Consider the following 21,268-nt stretch of genomic DNA (forward strand, 5'->3'; position numbering starts at 1 on the left):
GTCCTCGCGTCAGCTGCCGTCCGGCGCGGTGCCGCGGGTGCTGCGCAGGCTCCACGCGATCGACACCGCGATCGTCACCACGATCACGCCGAGGGTGACCGGGATGGGCAGCTTGCCGACCGGCGTCTCCGACAGGATCAACTTCACGCCGGCGAAGGCGAGCAGGACGGCCAGGCCGTAGTGCAGGTGCACGAAGCGGCGCAGCAGCCCGGCGAGGCAGAAGTAGAGGCTGCGCAGGCCGAGGATGGCGAAGGCGTTGGCGGTCCAGACGATGAACGTGCTGGTGGTGATCGCCAGGATCGCGGCGACGCTGTCGACGGCGAAGATCAGGTCGGTGGCCTCCACCGCGATCAGGACCACGAACAGCAGAGTCGCGACCCGCTTCCCGTCGACCCGGGTGAAGAACCTGTCACCGTGGAAGGCCGGGTCGGTCGGAACGATCCGGCGGACCAGCCGGACGACCGGGTTGCGGTCCGGCGGGGTCTGCTCGCCGTGGCGGAACGCCATCTTGTAGCCGGTCCAGACGAGGAACGCGCCGAACACGTACGCGGTCCAGAAGAAGGTCTCGAGCAGTTCGGCGCCGACGAAGATGAACACCAGCCGGAACACCAGAGCGCCGATCACACCCCAGAACAGCACCTTGTGCTGGAACGCGGCGGGCACGGCGAAGGACGTGAAGATCAACGCGAAGACGAAGACGTTGTCGATCGACAGCGCCTTCTCGATCAGGTAGCCGGCGTAGTAGGTGCCCGCCACGTCGCCGCCCTGCCAGACCCACAGGACGACGCCGAAGAGCAGACCGGCGGCGATCCAGATACCGGACCAGACCGCTGCCTCACGGAAGCCGATGACGTGGTTGTCGCGGTGCAGGAACAGGTCCACGGCGAGCATCGCCGCGATCGCCAGCATGAGTACTGCCCAGATCCACCAGGACACGGACATACCGAAGGAGACCTCTCGCCCGGGCCGGGGTGCGCCGGCGCTGCTGGACGAAGGTCTCCCCGGGCCACCCGTCGCGGTGGCTGCATCGCCGGGATCCGGATGGGCCGGGCCCGTACTGACGGCGGTGCGTGGTACGTCGGGTACTCCCCCTCGAACTACGATTCATTATTCACGAAGCACGTTTCGCACGTCAAGGAATCCGGCCCGTCGATAGGGTGACCCGATGGACGACGATGCACGACTCCGGCACTCCTCGTCGTTCGGCGCGGCGGCCACCGCGTACGCCGAACACCGCCCGGACTACGCGCGGGCCGCCCTGCGGTGGGCGCTCGAACCCGCGCCCGGTGCGCGGGTGCTCGACCTCGGCGCGGGCACCGGCAAGCTCACCGCCACGCTGGCCGAGGTGCGCGACGACGTCACGGCCGTGGAGCCGGACCCGGCGATGCTCGCCGAACTCCGCCGCACCCTGCCTGGTGTACGGGCGCTGCCCGGCAGCGCCGAGGCGATCCCGCTGCCGGAGGCCTCCGTCGACGCCGTGGTCGCCGGCAACGCCATGCACTGGTTCGACATGGCAGTGGCCGGGCCGGAGATCGCCCGCGTCCTCGCGCCCGGCGGTGTCCTCGCCGGACTGTGGAACGTCGTGGACGACCGGGTCGACTGGGTCGCCGGGCTCGCGGCGGTCAGCGGCAGCGCCGCCATCGGCCCCCGGGACACGCCCGCGAGCTGGCGCGCCGCGACAGCGACCATGCACCTGCCGAGGACCGGCGAGGCCCGGTTCGGCTCGCCCGAGCAGGCGGAGTTCCCGCACGGGCAGCGCCGTACCGCCGATTCGCTCGTGGCGACGCTCGCCACCCGGGCCGGGATGCTGGTCATGCCGGAACGGGAGCGCACCGAGACGCTCGACCGCATCCGCGCGTACCTGGCGAGCCGGCCGGAGACGGCCGACGGGGAGTTCACGCTGCCGATGCTCACCTGCGTGCTGCGGGTGCGGCGCAGGTGAACGGTGGGGACGTCCGGGCCGCCGCCGACGCGATGACCGCCGTGCTGCGGCCCGCCGCCGACCGGGACTGGACGGTACGCGCGGGAGACCTGGACTGGTCCTGCTGGACCACGGCCGCGCACATCGCGCACGACCTGGTCGCGTACGCCGGTCAGGTGTCCGGCCGGCCCGGCGGCGGCTATCTCCCGTTCGACCTGCGGGTACGCGCCGACGCCGCGCCGGCCGAGGTGCTCACCGTCGCGGCGGCCGCGGCCGGGATGCTCGCCGCCACCATCGACGCGGCGAGCCCGGACGACCGGGCGTGGCACTTCGGGCCGTGCGATCCGGGTGGTTTCGCCGCGATGGGCGTGGCCGAGATCCTGCTGCACACACACGACCTGACCCGAGGGCTCGACCTGGACTGGTCGCCGCCCGCTGGGCTGTGTGCGCGGGTGGTGCGCCGGTTGTTCCCCGACGCGCCGGACGGCGACCCGGCGCCGGTGCTGCTGTGGCTGACCGGTCGCGCGCCGCTCGGCGGCAGACCGCGGCGGACCGCGTGGACCTGGCAGGCTGCGCGTCACTGACGCGGTCTCAGCGGCGCCACCAGCGCCACCGACGGCGCGGGCGGGCCGAGGTGGCGTGCTGCGGCTGCGGTGCCGTGACGACCGGCGCGGCGCGTTCCCGATCAGTGCGCCAGCGGTGCACCGCCTCCTCGACGTTCACCGGGCGGACCACCACGCGTGGCCCGGTCGGGGTACGCAGCCAGGCCACCACCTCGGTGTTGAGCGCCGCCACGTACGACCGGACGGCCTCCTCGGTCGGCAGGTCACGCAGCTCGGCCGGAAGTTGTTCGATGCGGCGGCGCAACTGCAGCGGCGTGGGCAGCAGCAGGTCGGACGGGATCTGCTCGCGCTCCATGAAGCTGCGGATCCACCAGCCCTCGTCGTAGGGCATGTCGCGCCCCGGGATGGGCTTGCCGGCACCCGGTAGGTCGTCGAACTCGCCACGCTCCTGGGCCGAGCGGATCTGCGCCTCGACCGCGGCCTCCCAGCCTGTCGTCACCGCCGTCACCTCCCGTACCCACGGTATCCGCCGCCGTCCGACAACGGTCAGCGTCGCGCGGCGCCGGACTGTTCCCGCGCGCCGGGACGGCGGCGTAGCGTGCCCCCGGGGGTGAAGGCGTGCGCGACTGGCTCATCGGACTCGCGGTGGCGGCGGCCTGCCTGGTCGGGAGCTGGGCGATGCTGGTGCTGCTGGCCCGGCGCCTGCCGGCGGGGATCCTGCGTGATCTGGCCGCGTTCGTGCCCGACTGCGTGACAGCGGTACGACGGCTGCGCCGCGACCCGCGGGTGCCCCGCCGCGCCCGCGTCGCGATCGTGGTCGCCGGAATCTGGGTGGCCAGCCCCATCGACCTGATCCCGGAGTTCCTGCCGGTGATCGGCCCGCTCGACGACATCGTGGTGGTGGCGCTCGCGTTGCGCTACGCCGCCCGGCAGATGCCCCGGCAGGTGCTGCTCGACGCGTGGCCGGGCGAGCCACGGCTGCTGCTGCGCCTGCTCGGCCGCTGAGACCGGGCCGACGTCAGGGCAGGCGGCGGACGTGGCGGTGGCCGTCCCGGGGGAACGGCGCGCGGGCCGGCAGCACCTCGGTGAAGACGTACCCGCTCTTCTCCGCCACCCGGCAGGAGGCCGGGTTGTCGACCTGGTGCAACAGCTCCAGGTGGGTCAGGCCGGTGGCGGCGAACCGGGCGTACGCCCACGCGGTGACCGCCTCCACCGCCCGTGGCGCGACTCCCCGGCCGCGTGCCGGCGCGGCCGTCCAGTAGCCGACCTCGGCGGACGGGCGTCCCGGGCGGACGTCCTTGAGCACCACGCAGGCCGCCACCCGGTCCTCCTCCAGCACCGCGAACATGAACCGGTGCCCGGCCGCCCAGCCCTGGTGGCTGCGCCGCAGGAACACCTGCGCCTGCGCCGGGCCGGTGACCGGATGTCTGGTCCAGGCGCGCAGCACCGGATCCCGGTACGCCTCGATCAGCGCGTCGGCATCGCCGTCGCGCCACGGGCGCAGCATCAGGGCGGGTGCGGTCGGGGTGGCCGGTGCGGACAGCACGATCGACATGCGGCAAGTATCACCGCCGCACGCCCGATCAGGTGACCCGCGCAACACCCCACCGGCGCCTTACGGGCACCGCGGACGGCGGCGACCGGCGTAGGGTCCGGTTCACGGTCGGCAACGGGGAGGCGACGTGGTCACTGTCGGCGCGGTCATGGGAATCGGTCTGGTGGCGCTCGGTCTGGTGCTCACACCCGGGCCGAACATGGTCTACCTGGTGTCCCGGTCGGTGACGCAGGGGCGGCGGGCCGGGCTGGTGTCGCTGCTCGGCGTGGCCGTCGGCTTCCTGGTCTACCTGGCCGCCGCGGTGGCCGGCATCGCCACCGTGTTCGTGCTGGTCCCGCCGCTGTACACGGCGGTGAAGCTGGCCGGCGCGGCGTACCTGCTGTGGCTGGCCTGGCGGACGCTGCGCCCGGGTGGCGTGTCGGCGTTCACCCCGGCGCCGCTGCCGCCGGACCGGCCCCGGCGCCTGTTCACCATGGGCCTGGTCACCAACCTGCTCAACCCGAAGATCGCCATCCTGTACGTGTCGCTGCTGCCGCAGTTCGTCGACCCGGCGCGCGGGCACGTGGCGGTGCAGAGTCTGCTGCTCGGCCTGACGCAGATCGTCGTGGCGCTGACCGTGAACGCGCTCATCGTGCTCAGCGCCGGCTCGGTGTCGGCGTTCCTGACCCGCCGTCCGGGCTGGGCACGCGTGCAGCGGTGGGTGATGGGCACGGTGCTGGCGGCGCTCGCGGTGCGGATCGCCGCCGACCGCTCCCGCGCCGCCGTCGCCACCCCCTGACCCGGGGTACGCGCCTCGGCAACCGCCGCCGTCCCACCACCAGTGCCTCGTCACGAGATCTCCTCGCGTACCACCGCCACGCCGCCCGGCGCCACCGTCAACTCGCCGTCGACAGTCGCGCCGGTCAGCAGGTCGAGCCCGGCGGCCGGCACCCGCTGCGGCCGGTCGGTGTGGTTGAGCAGGTAGAGCAGGCCGTCCTGGCGGCGTACCGCCTCGACGCCCGAGGGCGCGCCGGGGCAGGCCGGGGCCACGCCGGCGAGCCCTGCCGCCTCGGTGAGCAGCCGCCGGTAGGTGTCGTCGTCGGGGCGGGTGGAGACGTACCAGGCGTACGCGTCACCGACCCGGTTCCGGGTGATCGCGGGCCGCCCGTCCAGCACTCCCCCGGCGTACGCGCTGATGGTCTCGGCGCCGGCCGGGTGCACCGTTTCGGACCAGATCCGGCCGGTCCCGCCCCCGCTCAGCGGCACGTGTTCGTCGTCGGCGAGGGGATGGAACTGCTCCACCCGCACCCCGAGCAGGTCCCGGTACGCGCCCGGGTAGCCACCGAGGCGTACCCGGGCGTGCTCGTCGGCGACGCCGCTGAGCCAGGTCACCAGCAGGTGCCCGCCGTCGTGGACGTGCCGGCGTACCCAGTCGACTGTGGCGTCCGAGGCCAGGTAGAGGGCGGGGAGCACGAGCAGCCGGCAACCGTCGAGCGGGGCGCCGGGCGGCACCACGTCGGCGGTGACGCCCGCGTGCCACAGGGCCCGGTGCACGGCGGCCGCCTCGCCGGGGTGGTCGAGCCCGTCGCGGGGCATCCCCGGGTGCCGCAGCGCCCAGCCGCTCGCCGCGTCGTACGCGATGGCCACCGCAGCCTGGACGCGGCCCGGCGCGGTCCCGGCGAGCCGGCCCAGCGCGGCGCCCAGGTCGGCGGCCTCGCGGAACACGCGGGTATCCGCCCCGGCGTGCGACACCACTGCCGAGTGGAAGCGTTCCGCCCCACCGGCCGGTGCACGCCACTGGAAGAACATCACGCCGGCGGAGCCGCGCGCGACGTGGGCGAGGCTGTGCCGGGTCATCCGGCCGGGTTCCTTGGTGTGCATGCGCCCGGCGGTGTGGATCTGGTTGGGGGCGCTCTCCATCAGCAGCCACGGCACCGGCCGTCCGGCGCCGTGACGGGCCCAGCCGCGGGCCAGGTCGGCGGCGAACGCGGTCTGCTCCTCGGCGCCCAGGTCGGTGGCGGACGGGTAGTGGTCGATCGCGACCAGGTCGACCTCGCGCGCCCAGCGGGCGTGGTCGACAGGCACCCAGTCGCCGAGCACGTAGTTGGTGGTGACGGGTACCGCCGGGTTGGCCGCGCGCAGCAGGTCCCGCTGCTCGGTGTACGCGGACAGCAACGTGTCGGACCAGAAGCGGCGGAAGTCGAGCAGCTGGCCGGGGTTGGCGAGGTACTGGGTGGCGCGGGGCGTGCCGACCTGCGCCCAGTCGGAGTAGTGCTGGCTCCAGAAGCTGGTGACCCAGGCGTCGTTCAGCGCGTCGAGGTCGCCGTAGCGGGTGGTGAGCCAGCGGCGGAACGCCGCCTCGGTGCGCGGGCAGTGGCAGGTGGTGCCGTACTCGTTGTGCACGTGCCACAGCGCCAGCGCCGGGTGGTGCGCGTACCGGGCGGCGAGCACCTCGGCGATGCTCCGGGCGGCGGCCCGGTACGCGGGCGCGGCGGCGCAGTAGGTGTCCCGGCTGCCGTGGGTCAGGCGTACGCCGTCGGCGGTGACCGGCAGCGCGTCCGGGTGGCGCAGCGAGAACCACGGCGGCGGCGACGCGGTGGGGGTGGCCAGGGCGGCGCGGATGCCGGCCGCGTGGAGCAGGTCCAGCACGTCGTCGAGCCAGTCGAGCGTGTACCGGCCGGGTTCGGGTTCCAGCCGGGACCAGGCGAACACGCCGACGGTGACCAGGTTGACCCCGGCGGCGCGCATCAGGGCGACGTCCTCGTGCCACACATCGGGCGGCCACTGTTCCGGGTTCCAGTCCCCGCCGTAGCAGAGCGAACCGTCGTCCCACGGCGTTTTAGTTGGCATCCCGGCCAAAATAGGAACAGGTGAGAAGGAAAGTCAATGCCGTCGATCATTGACAGTTAGTTGGGCTTCCAAAGAAACTGGCGGGACCGCCCGTGGACGCCGCGAGGAGACGCCCATGCCGTACCGCCCGCCGCTGGTCCCGTACGAGACGTTCGTGGCCGACCCGCCCGACCTGCCGGTCCGCGCCCCCGGCGAGGAGGGCGCCGACGACGTGCTGCGGGCCGAGGTCGCCGCGACCGACGCGCACGGGGTCACGCTGACCGCGGCCTGCGCGTCCGGCCGCACGCTCGTCGCGCGCATCGAGGCCGCCGGAGACGGGATCATCCGGGTACGCCTCGCCGACGACCTCTCGGTCCGCAGCCGGTCCGCGGCCGCGCTGACGCTGGTCCACCCGCAACCGCACCCGGCAACGGTGACCGTGGCCGACGGGCACGTCCGGGTGGGTGCCGGCGGCGTGATCGCCGACCTGCGCCTGGACCCGTGGGAGCTGCGCTTCGTCACCCCCGACGGGCGGCTGCTGCTCGCCTCCGACGGCGGCACGCGGGACATCAGCGGCCGCCGCCGCACGCTGCCGCTCGGCCGCTCCACGTTCGACGGCGAGCCGGTCGCGTGGCACGAGAGCTTCGTGGCGCCGGGCGACGAGCGGTTCGTCGGGTTCGGTGAGAAGTTCACGCCGCTGGACAAGCGCGGCCAGCGACCGCTGATGTGGAACTTCGACGCGTTCGGCGGCGAGTCCGACCGGTCGCACAAGAACGTGCCGTTCTACCTGTCCGACCGCGGCTACGGCCTGCTGGTCGACAGCGGACTGCCGGTGCAGTTCGACGTGTGCGCGAGCACCCACAGCAGCGTGCAGATCCTCGTCCCGGACGACCTGCTCGACTACTACGTGCTGGCCGGACCCACCCCGGAGCGGGTGCTCGACCGGCTCGACGCGCTGACCGGGCGGCCGTACCTGCCGCCGAGGTGGGCGTTCGGCGCCTGGATCTCGTCCGGCTTCTTCCCGGACAGCCAGCAGCGGGTGCTGGAGCGGGCCCGGCGCCTCCGCGAGCGGGACGTCCCCTGCGACGTGCTGCACCTGGACTGCTACTGGCAGGTCGCCGGGCACTGGTCCGACCTGCGCTGGGACGCCGACGCCTTCCCCGACCCGGACGGCATGCTCAAGGACCTCACCGAGCAGGGCTTCCGGGTGTGCCTGTGGATGAACCCGTACCTGATGACCGGCAGCCCGTTCTACGCCGAGGCCGAGGCCGCCGGGTACTTCCTGCGCCACCCCGACGGCGGCACGTACGTCGCCGACACCTGGCACGGCAGCTACCCGGCGGGCGCCATCGTGGACCTCACCAACCCGGCCGCGGTGCGCTGGTTCCAGGGCCTGCTGCGGCCGCTGCTGGCGCAGGGCGTCGCGGTGTTCAAGACCGACTTCGCCGAGGGCGTACCGGCCGACGCGGTCGCGCACAACGGCATGACCGGCGTGGAACTGCACAACGTGTACGCGCTGCTGTTCAACGACGCGGTCGCCGACGTCACCGAGGAGGTCGCCGGGCACCGTACGGTGTGGGCGCGCTCGTCGTACCTGGGCGGGCAGCGGCACAGCGCCCAGTGGAGCGGCGACGTCAACGCCACCTGGCCCGGCATGGCCAGCACGCTGCGCGGCGGCCTGTCCCACGGGCTGTCCGGGGTGCCGTTCTGGAGCCACGACACCGGCGGCTTCCACGGCACGCCCGAACCGGACCTGTACGTGCGCTGGACCCAGTTCGGCGCGCTCTCCCCGCTGGTACGGCTGCACGGCACCACCAGCCGGCTGCCGTGGGAGTTCCCGCCCGAGGCGGAACGGCACGCGGTGGACGCGCTGCGGCTGCGTTACCGGCTGCTGCCGTACCTCTGGTCGGCGGCGGTGGCGAGCGCCCGTACCGGCGGCCCGATGATGCGGGCGCTGCTCGTCGACACCCCGGACGACCCGGCCGCCTGGACCGCCGACCTCCAGTACCGCCTCGGCCCCGACCTGCTGGTGGCACCGGTGCTCGACAGGTCCGGCGAACGCGCCGTCTACCTGCCGGCGGGCGACGACTGGCTGGACGCGTACACCGGTCAGCGGCACCCCGGCGGCGGGCACCTGCGGGTGCGCGTACCCATCGACCGGCTGCCGCTGTACGTGCGGCACGGCGCGCTGATCCCCACTGTGGCGCCGGCGGCGACGGTCGGTACCGGCCCGTTCCGGGACGTCACGCTGGTGGCCTGGGGCGGTGTCGACGGCGTGAGCGTGGTGCGGGACCCCGACGGCGACACCACGATCACCGCCGCACGCGACGGGGACACGCTGCGTGTACGCGTGGACGGGCCGCTGGACGTGCGGCGGGTCAGCGTGGTCGGGGAGGATCCGCCGCGCCGGGTGGTGCTCGGCGGCGAGCCGGTCCCGGTGACGCCGTTCGCGCCGTGGTTCGGCGGCGGAGACCGGCCGGCCGGAATCTCGCCCATTTAGTTTAAGCTGTAGCCGAACTCGGGTCGGGCGCAGGAGGCGGGCAGTACGTGATCAGCATCGACCGGCCGACGGCCGACCTCGGCGACGTGCGGGTGACCAACCGGGCCGCCGTGCTCCGGCACGTCCGCCGCCACGCCCCCTGCTCCCGGGCCGACGTCGCCGCGCGTACCGGGCTGAACAAGGCCACCGTCTCCAGCCTGGTCGCCGAGTTGATCGAGCACGGCCTGCTGCGCGAGACCGGGCTGACCGAGAACCGGGTGGGCCGCCCGGCCACCATGCTCGTGCTCGACGGCGCCCGCTACGCCGGGCTCGGCCTGCGCGTCGGCGCGGACGAACTGGTGGCGGTCGCCGCCGGGCTGGGCGGCGACCCGGTGCTCACCTGGCGGCGCGCGTTCCCCGCCGCCACCGCCGGTCCCGAGGAGACGGTCAAGGCGCTCGCCGCGCTGGTCCGGCGGGCCGTCACCCGTATCGGCGCGGACCGCACCGTGCTCGGCCTGACCGTTGCCGTACCCGGGCTGGTCGACCCGGACGGCGACGTCCCGGCCGCCCCGGCGCTGGGCTGGCGCGGCGTGCCGCTTGCCGCGTCGGTGCGCCGCGCGCTGCGCGACAGGGGTTTCCCCGTCGCCGTCGACACCGAGGCCAACCTCGCCGCGCTGGCCGAGCGGCGGCACGGCCCGTACGCCGCCACGACCGACCTGGTGCACCTCACCGGCGGCCCGGCGATCGGCGCGGGCCTGATCAGCGGCGGCCGGCTGCTGCGCGGCGGACGCGGCTTCGCCGGCGACATCGGACACCTGCCGCTGGCCGCTGACGGCCCGCCCTGCGACTGCGGGCGACGCGGCTGCCTCACCGCGCTCCTCGGCGTGGACGCGGTGATCGGCCGGCTGCTACCAGACGCCGGGCCGGTCACCGACCACCTGCCGGAGATCGAACGGATCCAGGCCCTGGCCCGCGCCGGGGACGAGCCGGTACGGACCGGGCTCACCGAGATCGGCCGGCTGCTCGGGCAGGCGGCGTCGGTGCTGTCCGGGCTGCTCGACCCGGAGGTGGTGGTGGTCGGCGGCCACCTGGCGGCGCTCGCGCCGTGGCTGCTGCCGGCCGCCCACGCCGAACTCGCCGCCCGCACACCCGTCCCGCCCGGCGTACGGCTGGAGGCAAGCACGCTCGGGTCCGCGGCCGGCGCGCTGGGCGGGGCCACCGCCGCGCTGGCCACAGTGGAGGCGGGACGCCTGCCCGCCGGATGACCCCTTGACCGCACCCGCCGGAAGGTGTCAACCTCGGTAGCGCCGCGTTCCGGGACCGGGCAACCTGCGAAGCGGCGTGTTTTTCGGCGATTGTCGAAGCGCTTCACCACCGCTCCGGGCCGACACCGCCGCCCCCACCACCACCCCTTTTTCGCGTACGCGCCGCCGCATCACCGGCTCGTTCGTCGAAGCGCTTCGACGAACGAGCGGCGGCCCGAACGCCGACCGGAGGCGCCCACCATGACCGACCCCGTCCCCCACCGTCTCGACGACCTGCTGGCCCGGCTCACCCTGCCGGAGAAGCTCGGCCTGCTGCACCAGTGGCAGGCACCGGTGCCCCGGCTCGGCCTGCGCGCGTTCCGCACCGGCACCGAGGCGCTGCACGGCGTCGCGTGGCTCGGCACCGCCACCGTCTTCCCGCAGGCGATCGGCCTCGCCGCGAGCTGGAACCCGGACCTGATCCGGGCGGTCGGGTCCGCCGTCGGCGACGAGGTGCGGGTCAAGCACCGGGCCGACCCGGACCGCGTCGGCCTCAACGTGTGGGCGCCGGTGGTCAACCCGCTGCGCGACCCCCGGTGGGGGCGCAACGAGGAGGGCTGGTCCGAGGACCCGTGGCTGACCGGCAAGCTGGCCACCGCGTACGCGCTGGGGCTGCGCGGCGACCACCCGATCCGGCTGCGGACCGCGCCGACGCTCAAGCACTTCCTCGGCTACAACAACGAGACCGACCGGGCCACCACGTCCAGCGACCTGCCGCCCCGGGTGCTGCACGAGTACGAGCTGCCCGCCTTCCGCGCTCCCCTGACGGCGGGCGCGGCGGTGGCGGTGATGGCGTCGTACAACCTGGTCGACGGCGTACCGGCGCACCTGAGCCCGCTGATCGAGGGTGAGCTGCGCGGCTACGCCGACGACGAGATCATGGTGGTCGGTGACGCCGGGGCGGTCGGCAACATCGCCGGCGTGCAGGAGTACCTGCCCGACCACGTGGCAGGCTTCGCCGCCGCGCTGCGCGCCGGCATCGACAGTTTCACCGAGGACGACGAGGACAGCGCACCCACGGTGGAACGTCTCGCCGAGGCGCTGGCGCGCGGGCTGATCGAGCCCTCCCACGTGGACCGGGCGGTGCGGCGGATCCTGTCCGTCCGGTCGCGGCTTGGCGACCTGGCCCCGGACCCGCACGACGACGTGCCGCCGGACACGCTCGACAGCCTCGCCCACCGGGAACTCGCCCGCGAGGCCGCCCGCCAGTCGGTGGTGCTGCTGCGCAACGACGGCCTGCTGCCGCTGCGCCCCGGCACCCGGGTCGCGGTGCTCGGCCCGCTCGCCGACACCGTGCTCACCGACTGGTACAGCGGCACCCCGCCGTACGTGATCAGCGCGTACGCGGGGCTGCTCGGGCGGCTGCCCGAGGTGACCACCCACCCCGGCACCGACCGGATCACCCTGCACGTCGGCGACCGGGCGGTACGCCACGACGACGAGGGCCCGCTGGCGCTCGGCGACAGCCCGGCCGAGTTCGAGGTGGTCGACTGGGGGCAGGACGTGGTGGCGCTGCGCGCCGCGGACACCGGCCGGTACGTCGGCGCCGACGACACCGGGGCGCTCGTCGCCGACCGCGACGGGCCCGGCGGCTGGGTGGTACGCGAGACGTTCCGCCTGCACCACCGGCCCGACGGCACCGCGCTGCTGCACCACCTCGCCACCGGCCGGCACGTCGGCGTCGCACCTGACGGACGGCTGAGCGTCGCCACCGGCGACCCGGCCGTGTTCACCGTGACGCTGCTCGTCGACGGAGCTGCCGCTGCCGCCGCGCTCGCCGCCGCCGCCGACGTGGCGGTGGTGGTGCTCGGCAACCACCCGATGGTCAACGGCCGGGAGACCGAGGACCGCGCCGACCTGGCGCTGCCCACCGGCCAGGCCGATCTGCTGCGGGCCGTGCACGCCGCGAACCCGCGTACCGTGCTGGCGCTGACCAGCAGCTACCCGTACGCGGCAGGCTGGGCGCAGGAACACGTGCCGGCGGTGCTGTGGAGCGCCCACGGTGGACAGGAGCACGGCAACGGGCTGGCGGACGTGCTGCTCGGCGCCGCCGACCCGGGCGGGCGGCTCACCCAGACCTGGTACGCCGACGCCGCCGAGCTGCCCGACCTGCTCGACTACGACGTCATCGGCGCCGACACCACCTACCTGTACCACCGGGGTGAGCCGCTGTACCCGTTCGGGCACGGGCTCAGCTACGCCACGTTCGACTACGCTGACCTCCGGTTGAGCACCGCCACGGCGCGTGCCGGCGAGGAGGTGGAGGTGAGCGTCGAGGTCACCAACACGGGCCGCCGCCCGGGCACCGAGGTCGTGCAGCTCTACACCCGGCAGCGGCGCTCCCGGGTCAAGCAGCCGCTGCGGCAGTTGCGCGACTTCGCCCGCGTCACGCTCGACCCCGGCTGCGCCGCCCGGGTGACGCTGCGGCTGCGTACCGCCGATCTGGCCTGGTGGGACGAGACCCGCGCCGCGATGGTGGTGGAGGACGCCGTCCACTCCGTGCTGGTCGGCCGGTCCGCGCGCGACATCCGGCTGGCCGGCACGCTCACCGTCACCGGCGGCGACGCCACGGCCGAGCCCGCGGGCACCAGCTTCGGGGCGGCCCGGTGACCGGCCGGACCCCCGGCGAGCAGGTCACCATCGCCGACGTGGCCCGCCACGCCGGGGTGGCCGCCAGCACCGTGTCGTACGTGCTCAGCGGCAAACGCACCATCTCGGCCACCACCCGCAGCCGGGTGCTCGCCAGCGTCCGCGCGCTCGGCTACCACCCGCACGCCGGGGCCCGCGCGCTGGCCAGCCGCAAGGCCAACGTGATCGCGCTGGTGCTGCCGCTGCGTACCGGCATGCAGGTGCCGGTGGTGATGCGTTTCGCCACCGCAGTGGTCACCACCGCCCGCAGCTACGACCACGACGTGCTGCTGGTCACCGCCGACGAGGGACCGGCTGGGCTGCACCGCATCGCCGGCAGCGCACTCGTCGACGGGGTGCTGCTGATGGACGTCGAGCTGGAGGACTCCCGGGTGCCGCTGCTGCGGGACCTCGCGCTGCCGGGTGTCCTGATCGGGCACCCCGCCGACAGCACCGGGCTGGCCTGCGTGGACCTCGACTTCCGGCGCGCGGGCGAGCTGTGCGTGGAACACCTGGCCGCCGCCGGGCACCGGCGCATCGCGCTGCTCGGCGCGCCCGCCGCGGTCTACGACCGGGGCACCGGGTTCGCCCACCGCACCCGCGCCGGGGTACGCGCCGCCGCCGAGCGGCTCGGCGTCGACGCGGTGACCCGGCCCTGCGAGGAGGGACCGGCCGCGGTACGCCGCGATCTGGAGGCGCTGCTCGCCGACCACCCGGACGTCACCGGGCTGGTCGTGCAGAACGAGTCGGCGGTCGGGCCGGTGCTCGCCACGCTGCCCCTGCTGGGCCGGCGGGTGCCCCGCGACGTGTCGGTGGTCGCGATCTGCCCGGACGAGCTGGCCGAGCAGTCCGGGCTCACCTGCGTACCGGTGCCCGCCGAGGAGGTCGGCAAGCAGGCGGTGGCGCTGCTGATGCGGCGGTTGAGCGGCGAGGGAGTGCCGGAGGTGACGTTGCTGGAACCGCACCTCACCGTGCGGGACACCAGCGCCGGCCGGTGACTGCGCACCGCATCCACGACACCGCGCCGGCCGCCGACTGGACGGACGCCTTCCTCACCGGCAACGGCGAGCTGGGACTCATGGTCCACGGGCGGCCGCACGCGGAGCGGATCGTGGTGAACCACCACCGGCTCGTCCTACCGAACGGCACCCGGCACGCGCGTGCGCCGGAGCTGGCCGGCCGGATGCCGCACATCCGCGCGCTGGTGCTCGCCGGACGCCGTGTCGAGGCCGCCCGGCTGCTCACCGGCGGCCGGGAACTGGAGTGGACCCAGTCGTTCCACCCCGCGTACGCGCTCACCGTCGATGCGCCGCCCGGACCGGTACGCGACTACCGGCGCGACACCGACTTCACCACTGGCGAGGTGACCGTCGAGTGGTCGGGCGGGCGGTGGCGCTGTTTCGTCTCTCGCACCGACGGTGTCGCGGTGCTGCACCTCGACCAGGGCGACTGCGTGGTGGGGGCGACCGGTGAGCTGCCCGGCAAGCCGGCCGACGTGGTCTACGAGCACGCCGCGTACCGCCGCGACGGGCTGGTGTTCCTGCGGATACGCGCCCGCTACCCGGACGCCGGCGGCGCGTACGGGTTCGAAGGACTGACGTTGCTGCGTGGGGACGTGAGCGTCGACGGCGACCGGGTGCGGGTACGCGGACCGGCGCTGCTCACCACGCTCGTCGACCGGCCCGACGCGCCGCCGTGGCGTACCCGGGTGTCGGAGCGGCGGCTTGCCGCGCTGGCCGGGGACTACAACGCGCTGCTGGCCCGGCACGTACCTCGCCATCGTGGTCCGTACACCCGGGTCGGCCTGGACCTCGGCGTACCCGCCGCCGACCGGGCGCTACCAGTGGGTGAGCTGCTGGCCCGGCAGGCCGCCGCGCCGGACCGGCTGGACCCGGCGCTGCTGGAACGGTTGTTCCACGCCGGCCGGTACCTGCTGTTCAGCGCCAGCGGGGTGCTGCCGCCCCGGCTGACCGGGCTGTGGCTGGGCTCGTGGGACGCGGCGTGGGCCGGTGACTTCACCACCGACGCGAACCTCAACCTGCAACTGGCCGGTGTGAACGTGGGCGCGCTGCCGGAGGTGACAGCCGCGCACGCCCGGCTGGTCGCCGCCCAGGTGGACCACTGGCGTGCCAACGCGCGGGCCGTGTACGGGGCACGCGGGCTGCTGGCGCCCAGCCGCACCGACGGCGAGCACGGGCACCTGTTCCACGTCCACCCGGACTGGCCGTTCACCGCGTGGCTGGCCGGCGCGGACTGGCTGCTGCATCCGCTGCACGAACATCACCTGGTCACCGGTGAGCCGCTGGGCGAGGTGGCCGGCTGGCTGGCCGAGGTGGCGGACTTCTTCGCGGACGTGCTGACCGCTGTGGACGGGCATCCGGTGCTGGTGCCGTCGTACTCGCCGGAGACCGGCCCGTACGACGACACCGGCCGGACCGCGCCGGTCGCGGTGAACGCCACGATGGACGTCGCGGCGGCCCGGCACGCGCTGCGGCTGGCCGCCGAGGTCACAGGCGACGACCGGTGGGCCGGGATACGGCCGCCGGACTACCTGGTGGACGAGCGCGGCGCGCTCGCCGAGTGGGCGTGGCCCGGCAGCACCGGCGACGAGGACCACAGGCACGTCAGCCACCTGTATCCGGTGTGGCCGCTGCACGAGATCGACAGGGACGACACTCCGGAGCTGGCCGCCGCCGCGCACCGGGTGCTGACGCTGCGCGGCGACGAGAACCGGTCCGCGCACGGCAGCCTGCACCGGGCGCTCGCGGCGGCACGCCTGCGCGACGGTGAGCTGGTCGCGGTGAACCTGCGCAAGATCCTCGGCGCGGACATGTTCTTCCGGTCGCTGATGAGCGCGCACAACCCGGGCCGGAGGACGTACAACGCCGACGCCGCGCACGCGCTCCCGGCGGTGCTGATCGAGTCGCTGGTGCAGTCGCGCCCGGGAACGCTGCGGCTGCTCCCCGCGCCGCTGCCCGGCCTGCCCTCGGGCGCGCTGCGCGGCATCACCTGCCGGGGCCGGGTCACGGTCGAGGAGCTGACCTGGACGCCGGGCCGGGTGCGGGCGCGGCTGGTGTCGCCGGTGGCGCAGCGCGTGGTGGTGCACGCACCCGGCGGCCGCCGTGCGGTGGATCTGGCCCCGGACCGGCCGTACGAGGTGGCGTTCGGCTAGAGGTTGTCGGGCTGGTGCAGCGCCGGGTGGCTCTCGCCCGGTGCGGCGTACCAGGGCGGGGCGTCGTCGGTGAGCGCCGTGCCGATCCGCAGCCGCGCCCAGTCGTCGAGGTCGGGCAGCGCGTCCGGCGCGAACCAGGCCACCGCGAGCGACTCGTCGCCGTCGGCCGCCGGCGCCCCGCCGACCGCCCGGCAGCGGAACCAGATGTTCAGGTATTCGCAGGCGTCGCCGTTGGGATAGACCACCGGGTGGGTGGCGACACCGGCGAGCCGGTCGATCGCCACCTTGACGCCGGTCTCCTCGTGGACCTCCCGCACCAGCGCGTCGGCTGGTTGCTCGCCCGGGTCGACGGTGCCCGCCGGGACGGACCAGCGGCCGTTGTCGCCCCGGCGGGCCAGCAGCACCCGTCCCGCGTCGTCGGTGACCACGCCGCTGACGCCGTACAGCATGAGCAGGTCGTGGCCGACGTGGCGGCGCAGCCGGGCGATGTAGGGCGAGACGGCCATGGCGAGCAGGCTACCGGCGGTCCTGCCGGTGCCGCCGGACCATGCCCTCGGCCAGCGCCGCACCGTCCAGGTCACCGGCGGCCAGCCGTGTGGCGACGGTACGGCGCACCATCCGGTCCGCGAGGGCCGGTGCGTGCCGGGCCAGCGCCAGTTCGATCCGGCCGCGCCGGGTGGTGGCCACGTCCCGTGGCGCGCGCCGGGCGGTGGCGGCGCGCAGGATCGCGGCCACCACCCCCTCGACCGGCTCCGGGCGGGACACTCCGTTCAGCGACAGCCCGGCCGCCACGGTGCTGTCGTGGATCGGGGAGGCGACCATGCTCGGGTAGACGACGCTGACGCCGACGTGGGTGCCTACTTCGTGGCGCAGCGCGTCGGCGTACGCGACGAGCGCCCGCTTGCTGACGCCGTACGCGGCTGCGAGGGGCAGCGGCAGCACCGCCATCCGGCTGGCCACGAAGATCACCCGGCCGCGGGTCGCCTCCAGGGCCGGCATCGCGGCGGCGGTGGTCCGCCAGGCGGCGAGCAGGTTCACCTCGATCTGGCGGCGTACCACCTCGTCGGGCGGCAGCTCGGCGGGCGCGGGCCCGCCCACCCCGGCGTTGTTGATCAGCAGGTCCAGCCCGCCGAGCCGGTCGACCGCGGCGGCCACCGCCGGTGGCGTCGCGGCCGGGTCGGTCAGGTCGACGCCGAGCACCGGCGGTGTGGCGTCGAGGTCGGCGTGCAGGTCCAGCCCGACCACGTGGGCGCCGGCGGTGGTCAGCGCCGCGCCCAGGTGCTGCCCGAACGTGCCCCGGGCGCCGGTGACCAGCACCCGCCGTCCGGCCAGCCCGCCGCCACGGGCCGACGCGTTCACTCCGGTCCGCTCCTTGCCTGCCGCGCTCATCGTCCCGCTCCCGCGCGGCGCCGGCCGGCGGCCAGTTCGTGGCCCAGTTCGGCCAGGTAGACGTCGAAGTCGACGCGCATGTGCGGGCGGCGCTGCCCCCACCGGGTGGTGGCGGCGCGCAGCTCCTCGCGGCAGGCGGCGGCCTGCCGGGCCGCATCCGGTGGCGCCCAGGTGCCGGCCAGGCGCGCGGCCACCAGCCGGGCCTGCGCCTCGACCAGGGGGAACGCCGCGCCGGTGGACTGCATGAGCCCGACGAACGCCAGGCCGGGGGCGTCCAGGTGGAACACGTGCCGGTACAGCGGCAGCCGGTCGGCGCCGTCGCCGAGCAGCGCCGGATCGAGGAACGGCATCTCGACCCGGTAGCCGGTGCACCAGACGACCAGGTCGACCTCGTCGTGGCGGCCGTCGGTGAACTCGACCCGGTCGCCGTCGAAGCGGGCGATGCCGGGCCGGGCCTGGATGTCGCCGTGGGTGAGCCGGGACAGCAGCGCGTCGGACAGCGTCGGGTGGTCCTGGAGGAAGCCGTGCGCCGGTGCTGGTAGCCCGTACCGGGTGGGCGATCCGACCGCTGTGGTGATCATGGTTTGGCTGATCCGCTGCCGCAGCCGCCAGGGCAGCCGGCGGGCCAGCGCGCCGTTGAGCGTGTCCGACGGGCGGCCGAGCAGGTACTTGGGCACCACCCACACGCCGCGGCGCAGCGACAGCAGCGTGCGCGCGGCGGCGTACGAGGCGTCGACAGCGATGTCCATGGCGGAGTTGCCGCCGCCGACCACGAGGACCCGGCGCCCGGCGAGCTGCTCCGGGCCGCGGTAGTCGTGGCTGTGCATCTGCTCGGCGGTGCACTCGCCCGGGTACGGCTCGGGTCGCTTCGGCACCCGGTTGTGCCCGTTGGCGACCACCACCGCCTCGACGTCGACAGCGACCGGGCCGTCCGGGCCGGTGGCGCGTACCCGCCAGCCGTCGCCGGTGCGGGTGACCCGGTCGACGGTGTGCCGCAGCCGTACCGCCTCGCGCAGCCCGAACCGGTCGGCGTAGTCGCCGAGGTAGCCGGCGACGCGGGTGTGGTCGGGGTAGTCCGGCCAGTCGGCGGGCATCGGGTGGTCGGCGAACTCGGTGCGCCCCTTGCTGGTGTTCAGGTGCAGCGTGCGGTACGCGGGCGAGCCGGGTGCGCCGTACACCCAGAGGCCGCCGAGCGTGTCGGCCGTCTCGAACGCGACGGCCGGGACACCGGCGTCGGCGAGCGCCTTGAGTGTGGCCAGGCCGGCGGCTCCGGCGCCGACGACAGCGACCCTGGGTGCGGCCATACCCGCCTCCTTAATCCAACGACCGATGGATAATCCCCGGAACGCGGGCCGGCGTCAAGGCCGGGTGTCTCCCGGGCCCCCGGCGTACAGCGCGTCGAGGAACCGGTGCACGAACGCCCGGAACTCCCGCCGCTCCCGCGCACCCGAACCGGTCCCGGCGGCGAGCGCCACCACGTGCCCGTGCACCGCCCAGACCAGGGAACGCACCGTCACGTGCGGGGTCGGCTCACTCAGCGCGCCCGCTCCGGACGCCGCCACCAGCAGTTCCTCGACCAGCCCGTACAGCGGGGCGGCGTAGCGGCGGTCCAGTTCGCCGTGGCGCTGCGGCTCCAGCCAGCGGCGCAGCCACAGCGCTGTGGTCTCCGGCCGGTCCTCCAGGAAGTCGACGAATACGTCCAGCAGGTCGTGCAGCGCGCGCAGCGCGTCCTGCGGGCCCGCTGCCAGGGCCGCCCGGGCGCGTTCCCCGGCCGCCTCGACGACCTCCCGCTCGGCGCTGAACACCCGGGCGAAGCAGGCGTCGTAGAGCTGCGCCTTGGTGCCGGTGTGGTGCACGACGGTGGCCGCGTCCACGCCCGCCGCTGCGGCGACGTCGCGGACGCTCACCGCGTCGAAGCCCCGCTCGGCGAACAACGCGGTGGCGGCGGCGAGCACCAGGTCACGGGTGGGCCGCTGGTCGTCGCGGCGGGGCCGGCCCGGTCGGCGGCGGGGCATGGTCATCCGGCCATTGTTACCCCTACAATCCAGCAACCGTTGGATTGGGGGCGGCGCGCCCCGAGGACAGGAGACCGCCATGACCGGGCTGGATCAGCGCTCCGACGCGGTCACCCTGCCGCGTGGCCCGCTCGTCGGGTTCGCCACCGGCTCGCTCGGCATGGGCGTCTGGGTGACAGTGCCCGGGCTGCTGCTGCTCTACTTCCTGACCGACGTGCTGGCCGTCGCGCCGTGGCTCGCCGGGCTCACGCTGCTGCTGCCGAAGATCGCCGATGTGCTGCTGCACCCGTGGATCGGGCACCGCTGCGACGTCGAGCAGGCCCGCCGGGGCCACCGCCGCCGGCTGCTGCTGGCCGGATGTGTGCTGCCGCTGGCGTTCGCCGCGCTGTTCGCGGTGCCCGGCGGCCTCACCGGCGCCGCCGCGGCCGGCTGGGTGGCGGTGTTCTTCGTCGCCGGCAACCTGCTGTTCGCCGCGTACCAGGTGCCCTACCTGGCGACCCCGGCGGACCTGCGGATCGGCTACCACGAGCGGACCCGGCTGATGGCGTTCCGGATGGTGGTGCTGACGCTCGGCATCCTGGTCTCCGGACTGCTCGCGCCGCTGCTGGCCGGCGGCGACGACGCCACCCGCGACGGTTACCTGCGGATGGGCGTGGTGCTGGCGGCCGGGATGCTCGCCGCGATGCTGGTCGGCGTCGCCGGGATCGGCCGGTTGCGCCGTACCGCCGCCGACACGGCCCCGCCGCACGGCCCGGGCGGGTGGCGGGCGCTGGCGGCGAGCCTGCGGGACCGGCAGTTCCGCTGGCTGGTCGGCGCGTACCTGGCCATGTCCACCACCACCCACCTGGTGCTCGCCGGAGTGCCCTACTACGCCGAGTACGAGCTGGGCCGCCCCGGACTCACCACGGTGCTGGTGGCCGCGTTCGTCGCACCGGCGCTGCTCGTCACGCCGGGCTGGCTGGCGGTGGCGCGGCGGATCGGCAAGCAACGCGCCCTGCTCGCCGGGCAGGCCGCGTTCGCCGCCGGGTCGCTGGTGCTGGCGATCGGCCGCCCCGCCGGGCTGCCGGTGCTGGTGGCCGCCGTGGCGGTGCTCGGGGTGGCGTTCGCCGGCATGCAACTGCTGCCGTTCTCGATGCTGCCCGACGTGATCCGCGCGGCCGGCGGCACCGAGCGGGCCGGCACGTACACCGGAGTGTGGACCGCCACCGAGGCCACCGGCGCCGCGCTGGGCCCCTACGCGTACGCGCTGTGCCTGGCCGCCGGCGGGTTCGTGGCCTCCACCGCCGGGCAGAGCGTGACCCAGTCCCCGGCCGCGCTGGACGCGCTGCGCTACGGCTTCGGGCTGCTGCCCGCCGCCGTGATGGTGGTCGCGGTGCTGCTGCAACGCCGCTACACCCTCGACGGCGCGGCCCGCGCGGACGCGGCCCACTAGAC

Annotated in this window: 18 protein-coding genes; 10 read left to right on the forward strand and 8 right to left on the reverse strand. The window is 74.8% G+C overall.

What is annotated here, in order from left to right; translation table 11 throughout:
- Positions 1–9: 9 nt before the first annotated feature.
- Positions 10–942 (reverse strand): TerC family protein, encoded by a 933-nt coding sequence (locus SM452_RS08370; RefSeq protein WP_463839643.1) that lies wholly within the window; start codon positions 940–942, stop codon positions 10–12.
- Positions 943–1,165: 223 nt separating this feature from the next.
- Between SM452_RS08370 and SM452_RS08375 the strand changes: the two genes are divergently transcribed.
- Both SM452_RS08375 and SM452_RS08380 read left to right on the forward strand, forming a co-directional pair.
- A complete protein-coding gene (locus SM452_RS08375) occupies positions 1,166–1,942 on the forward strand; it encodes a class I SAM-dependent methyltransferase (protein ID WP_463839644.1) in 777 nt (258 codons plus the stop codon).
- Positions 1,939–2,505, forward strand: coding sequence for a maleylpyruvate isomerase N-terminal domain-containing protein (locus SM452_RS08380; protein WP_463839645.1), 567 nt, complete (start codon positions 1,939–1,941; stop codon positions 2,503–2,505). Before SM452_RS08375 ends, SM452_RS08380 begins: the two co-directional genes overlap by 4 nt.
- Positions 2,506–2,512: 7 nt before the next feature.
- Here the strand turns inward: SM452_RS08380 and SM452_RS08385 are convergent, their stop codons facing one another.
- Positions 2,513–2,983, reverse strand: coding sequence for a DnaJ family domain-containing protein (locus SM452_RS08385; protein WP_355512150.1), 471 nt, complete (start codon positions 2,981–2,983; stop codon positions 2,513–2,515).
- Positions 2,984–3,102: 119 nt separating this feature from the next.
- Between SM452_RS08385 and SM452_RS08390 the strand changes: the two genes are divergently transcribed.
- Entirely contained in the window at positions 3,103–3,489 is a 387-nt protein-coding gene (locus SM452_RS08390) for a YkvA family protein (RefSeq protein ID WP_355512152.1), read from the forward strand.
- A 13-nt stretch (positions 3,490–3,502) separates the two neighbouring features.
- Here the strand turns inward: SM452_RS08390 and SM452_RS08395 are convergent, their stop codons facing one another.
- A complete protein-coding gene (locus SM452_RS08395) occupies positions 3,503–4,039 on the reverse strand; it encodes a GNAT family N-acetyltransferase (protein WP_355512154.1) in 537 nt (178 codons plus the stop codon).
- Positions 4,040–4,166: 127 nt separating this feature from the next.
- Here SM452_RS08395 and SM452_RS08400 point away from each other — a divergent pair, with 127 nt between their 5' ends.
- Positions 4,167–4,817, forward strand: coding sequence for a LysE family translocator (locus SM452_RS08400; RefSeq protein ID WP_355512156.1), 651 nt, complete (start codon positions 4,167–4,169; stop codon positions 4,815–4,817).
- 50 nt (positions 4,818–4,867) lie between these two features.
- On the opposite strand, the gene SM452_RS08405 is transcribed toward SM452_RS08400, so the two are convergent.
- Complete coding sequence (locus SM452_RS08405; RefSeq protein WP_463839646.1) at positions 4,868–6,868, reverse strand: beta-galactosidase; 2,001 nt, start codon at positions 6,866–6,868, stop codon at positions 4,868–4,870.
- A 115-nt stretch (positions 6,869–6,983) separates the two neighbouring features.
- Here SM452_RS08405 and SM452_RS08410 point away from each other — a divergent pair, with 115 nt between their 5' ends.
- From SM452_RS08410 to SM452_RS08430, 5 genes are all read left to right on the forward strand, one after another.
- Positions 6,984–9,347, forward strand: coding sequence for a TIM-barrel domain-containing protein (locus SM452_RS08410; protein ID WP_463839647.1), 2,364 nt, complete (start codon positions 6,984–6,986; stop codon positions 9,345–9,347).
- Between the two features lie 47 nt (positions 9,348–9,394).
- Positions 9,395–10,591 carry an ROK family transcriptional regulator gene (locus tag SM452_RS08415; protein ID WP_262016212.1) on the forward strand — a complete coding sequence of 399 codons (1,197 nt, stop codon included), beginning with the start codon at positions 9,395–9,397 and terminating at the stop codon, positions 10,589–10,591.
- Between the two features lie 240 nt (positions 10,592–10,831).
- Positions 10,832–13,240 (forward strand): beta-glucosidase, encoded by a 2,409-nt coding sequence (locus SM452_RS08420; RefSeq protein WP_463839648.1) that lies wholly within the window; start codon positions 10,832–10,834, stop codon positions 13,238–13,240.
- Positions 13,237–14,256, forward strand: coding sequence for a LacI family DNA-binding transcriptional regulator (locus SM452_RS08425; protein WP_463839649.1), 1,020 nt, complete (start codon positions 13,237–13,239; stop codon positions 14,254–14,256). Before SM452_RS08420 ends, SM452_RS08425 begins: the two co-directional genes overlap by 4 nt.
- Positions 14,253–16,430 carry a glycosyl hydrolase family 95 catalytic domain-containing protein gene (locus tag SM452_RS08430; RefSeq protein WP_463839650.1) on the forward strand — a complete coding sequence of 726 codons (2,178 nt, stop codon included), beginning with the start codon at positions 14,253–14,255 and terminating at the stop codon, positions 16,428–16,430. Before SM452_RS08425 ends, SM452_RS08430 begins: the two co-directional genes overlap by 4 nt.
- Here SM452_RS08430 and SM452_RS08435 read toward each other — a convergent pair.
- From SM452_RS08435 to SM452_RS08450, 4 genes are read right to left on the reverse strand one after another with little or no spacing between them, the layout of a single operon-like run.
- Positions 16,427–16,936 (reverse strand): NUDIX hydrolase, encoded by a 510-nt coding sequence (locus tag SM452_RS08435; protein ID WP_030272300.1) that lies wholly within the window; start codon positions 16,934–16,936, stop codon positions 16,427–16,429. The two genes, SM452_RS08430 and SM452_RS08435, sit on opposite strands and share 4 nt — an antisense overlap.
- Positions 16,937–16,946: 10 nt before the next feature.
- Positions 16,947–17,819 carry an SDR family NAD(P)-dependent oxidoreductase gene (locus SM452_RS08440; protein WP_355512169.1) on the reverse strand — a complete coding sequence of 291 codons (873 nt, stop codon included), beginning with the start codon at positions 17,817–17,819 and terminating at the stop codon, positions 16,947–16,949.
- A complete protein-coding gene (locus SM452_RS08445) occupies positions 17,816–19,123 on the reverse strand; it encodes a flavin-containing monooxygenase (RefSeq protein WP_463839651.1) in 1,308 nt (435 codons plus the stop codon). The genes SM452_RS08440 and SM452_RS08445 overlap by 4 nt, the downstream gene beginning before the upstream one ends.
- 54 nt (positions 19,124–19,177) lie before the next feature.
- Positions 19,178–19,840, reverse strand: a complete 663-nt coding sequence (locus SM452_RS08450; protein WP_463839652.1) for a TetR/AcrR family transcriptional regulator — start codon at positions 19,838–19,840, stop codon at positions 19,178–19,180.
- Between the two features lie 73 nt (positions 19,841–19,913).
- Between SM452_RS08450 and SM452_RS08455 the strand changes: the two genes are divergently transcribed.
- The gene (locus tag SM452_RS08455) at positions 19,914–21,266 is read left to right on the forward strand and encodes an MFS transporter (RefSeq protein ID WP_262016205.1); all 1,353 of its coding nucleotides are present in this window, start codon (positions 19,914–19,916) and stop codon (positions 21,264–21,266) included.
- Positions 21,267–21,268: the final 2 nt, after the last annotated feature.

The organism is Micromonospora sp. SYSU B005 (genome assembly GCF_055362685.1).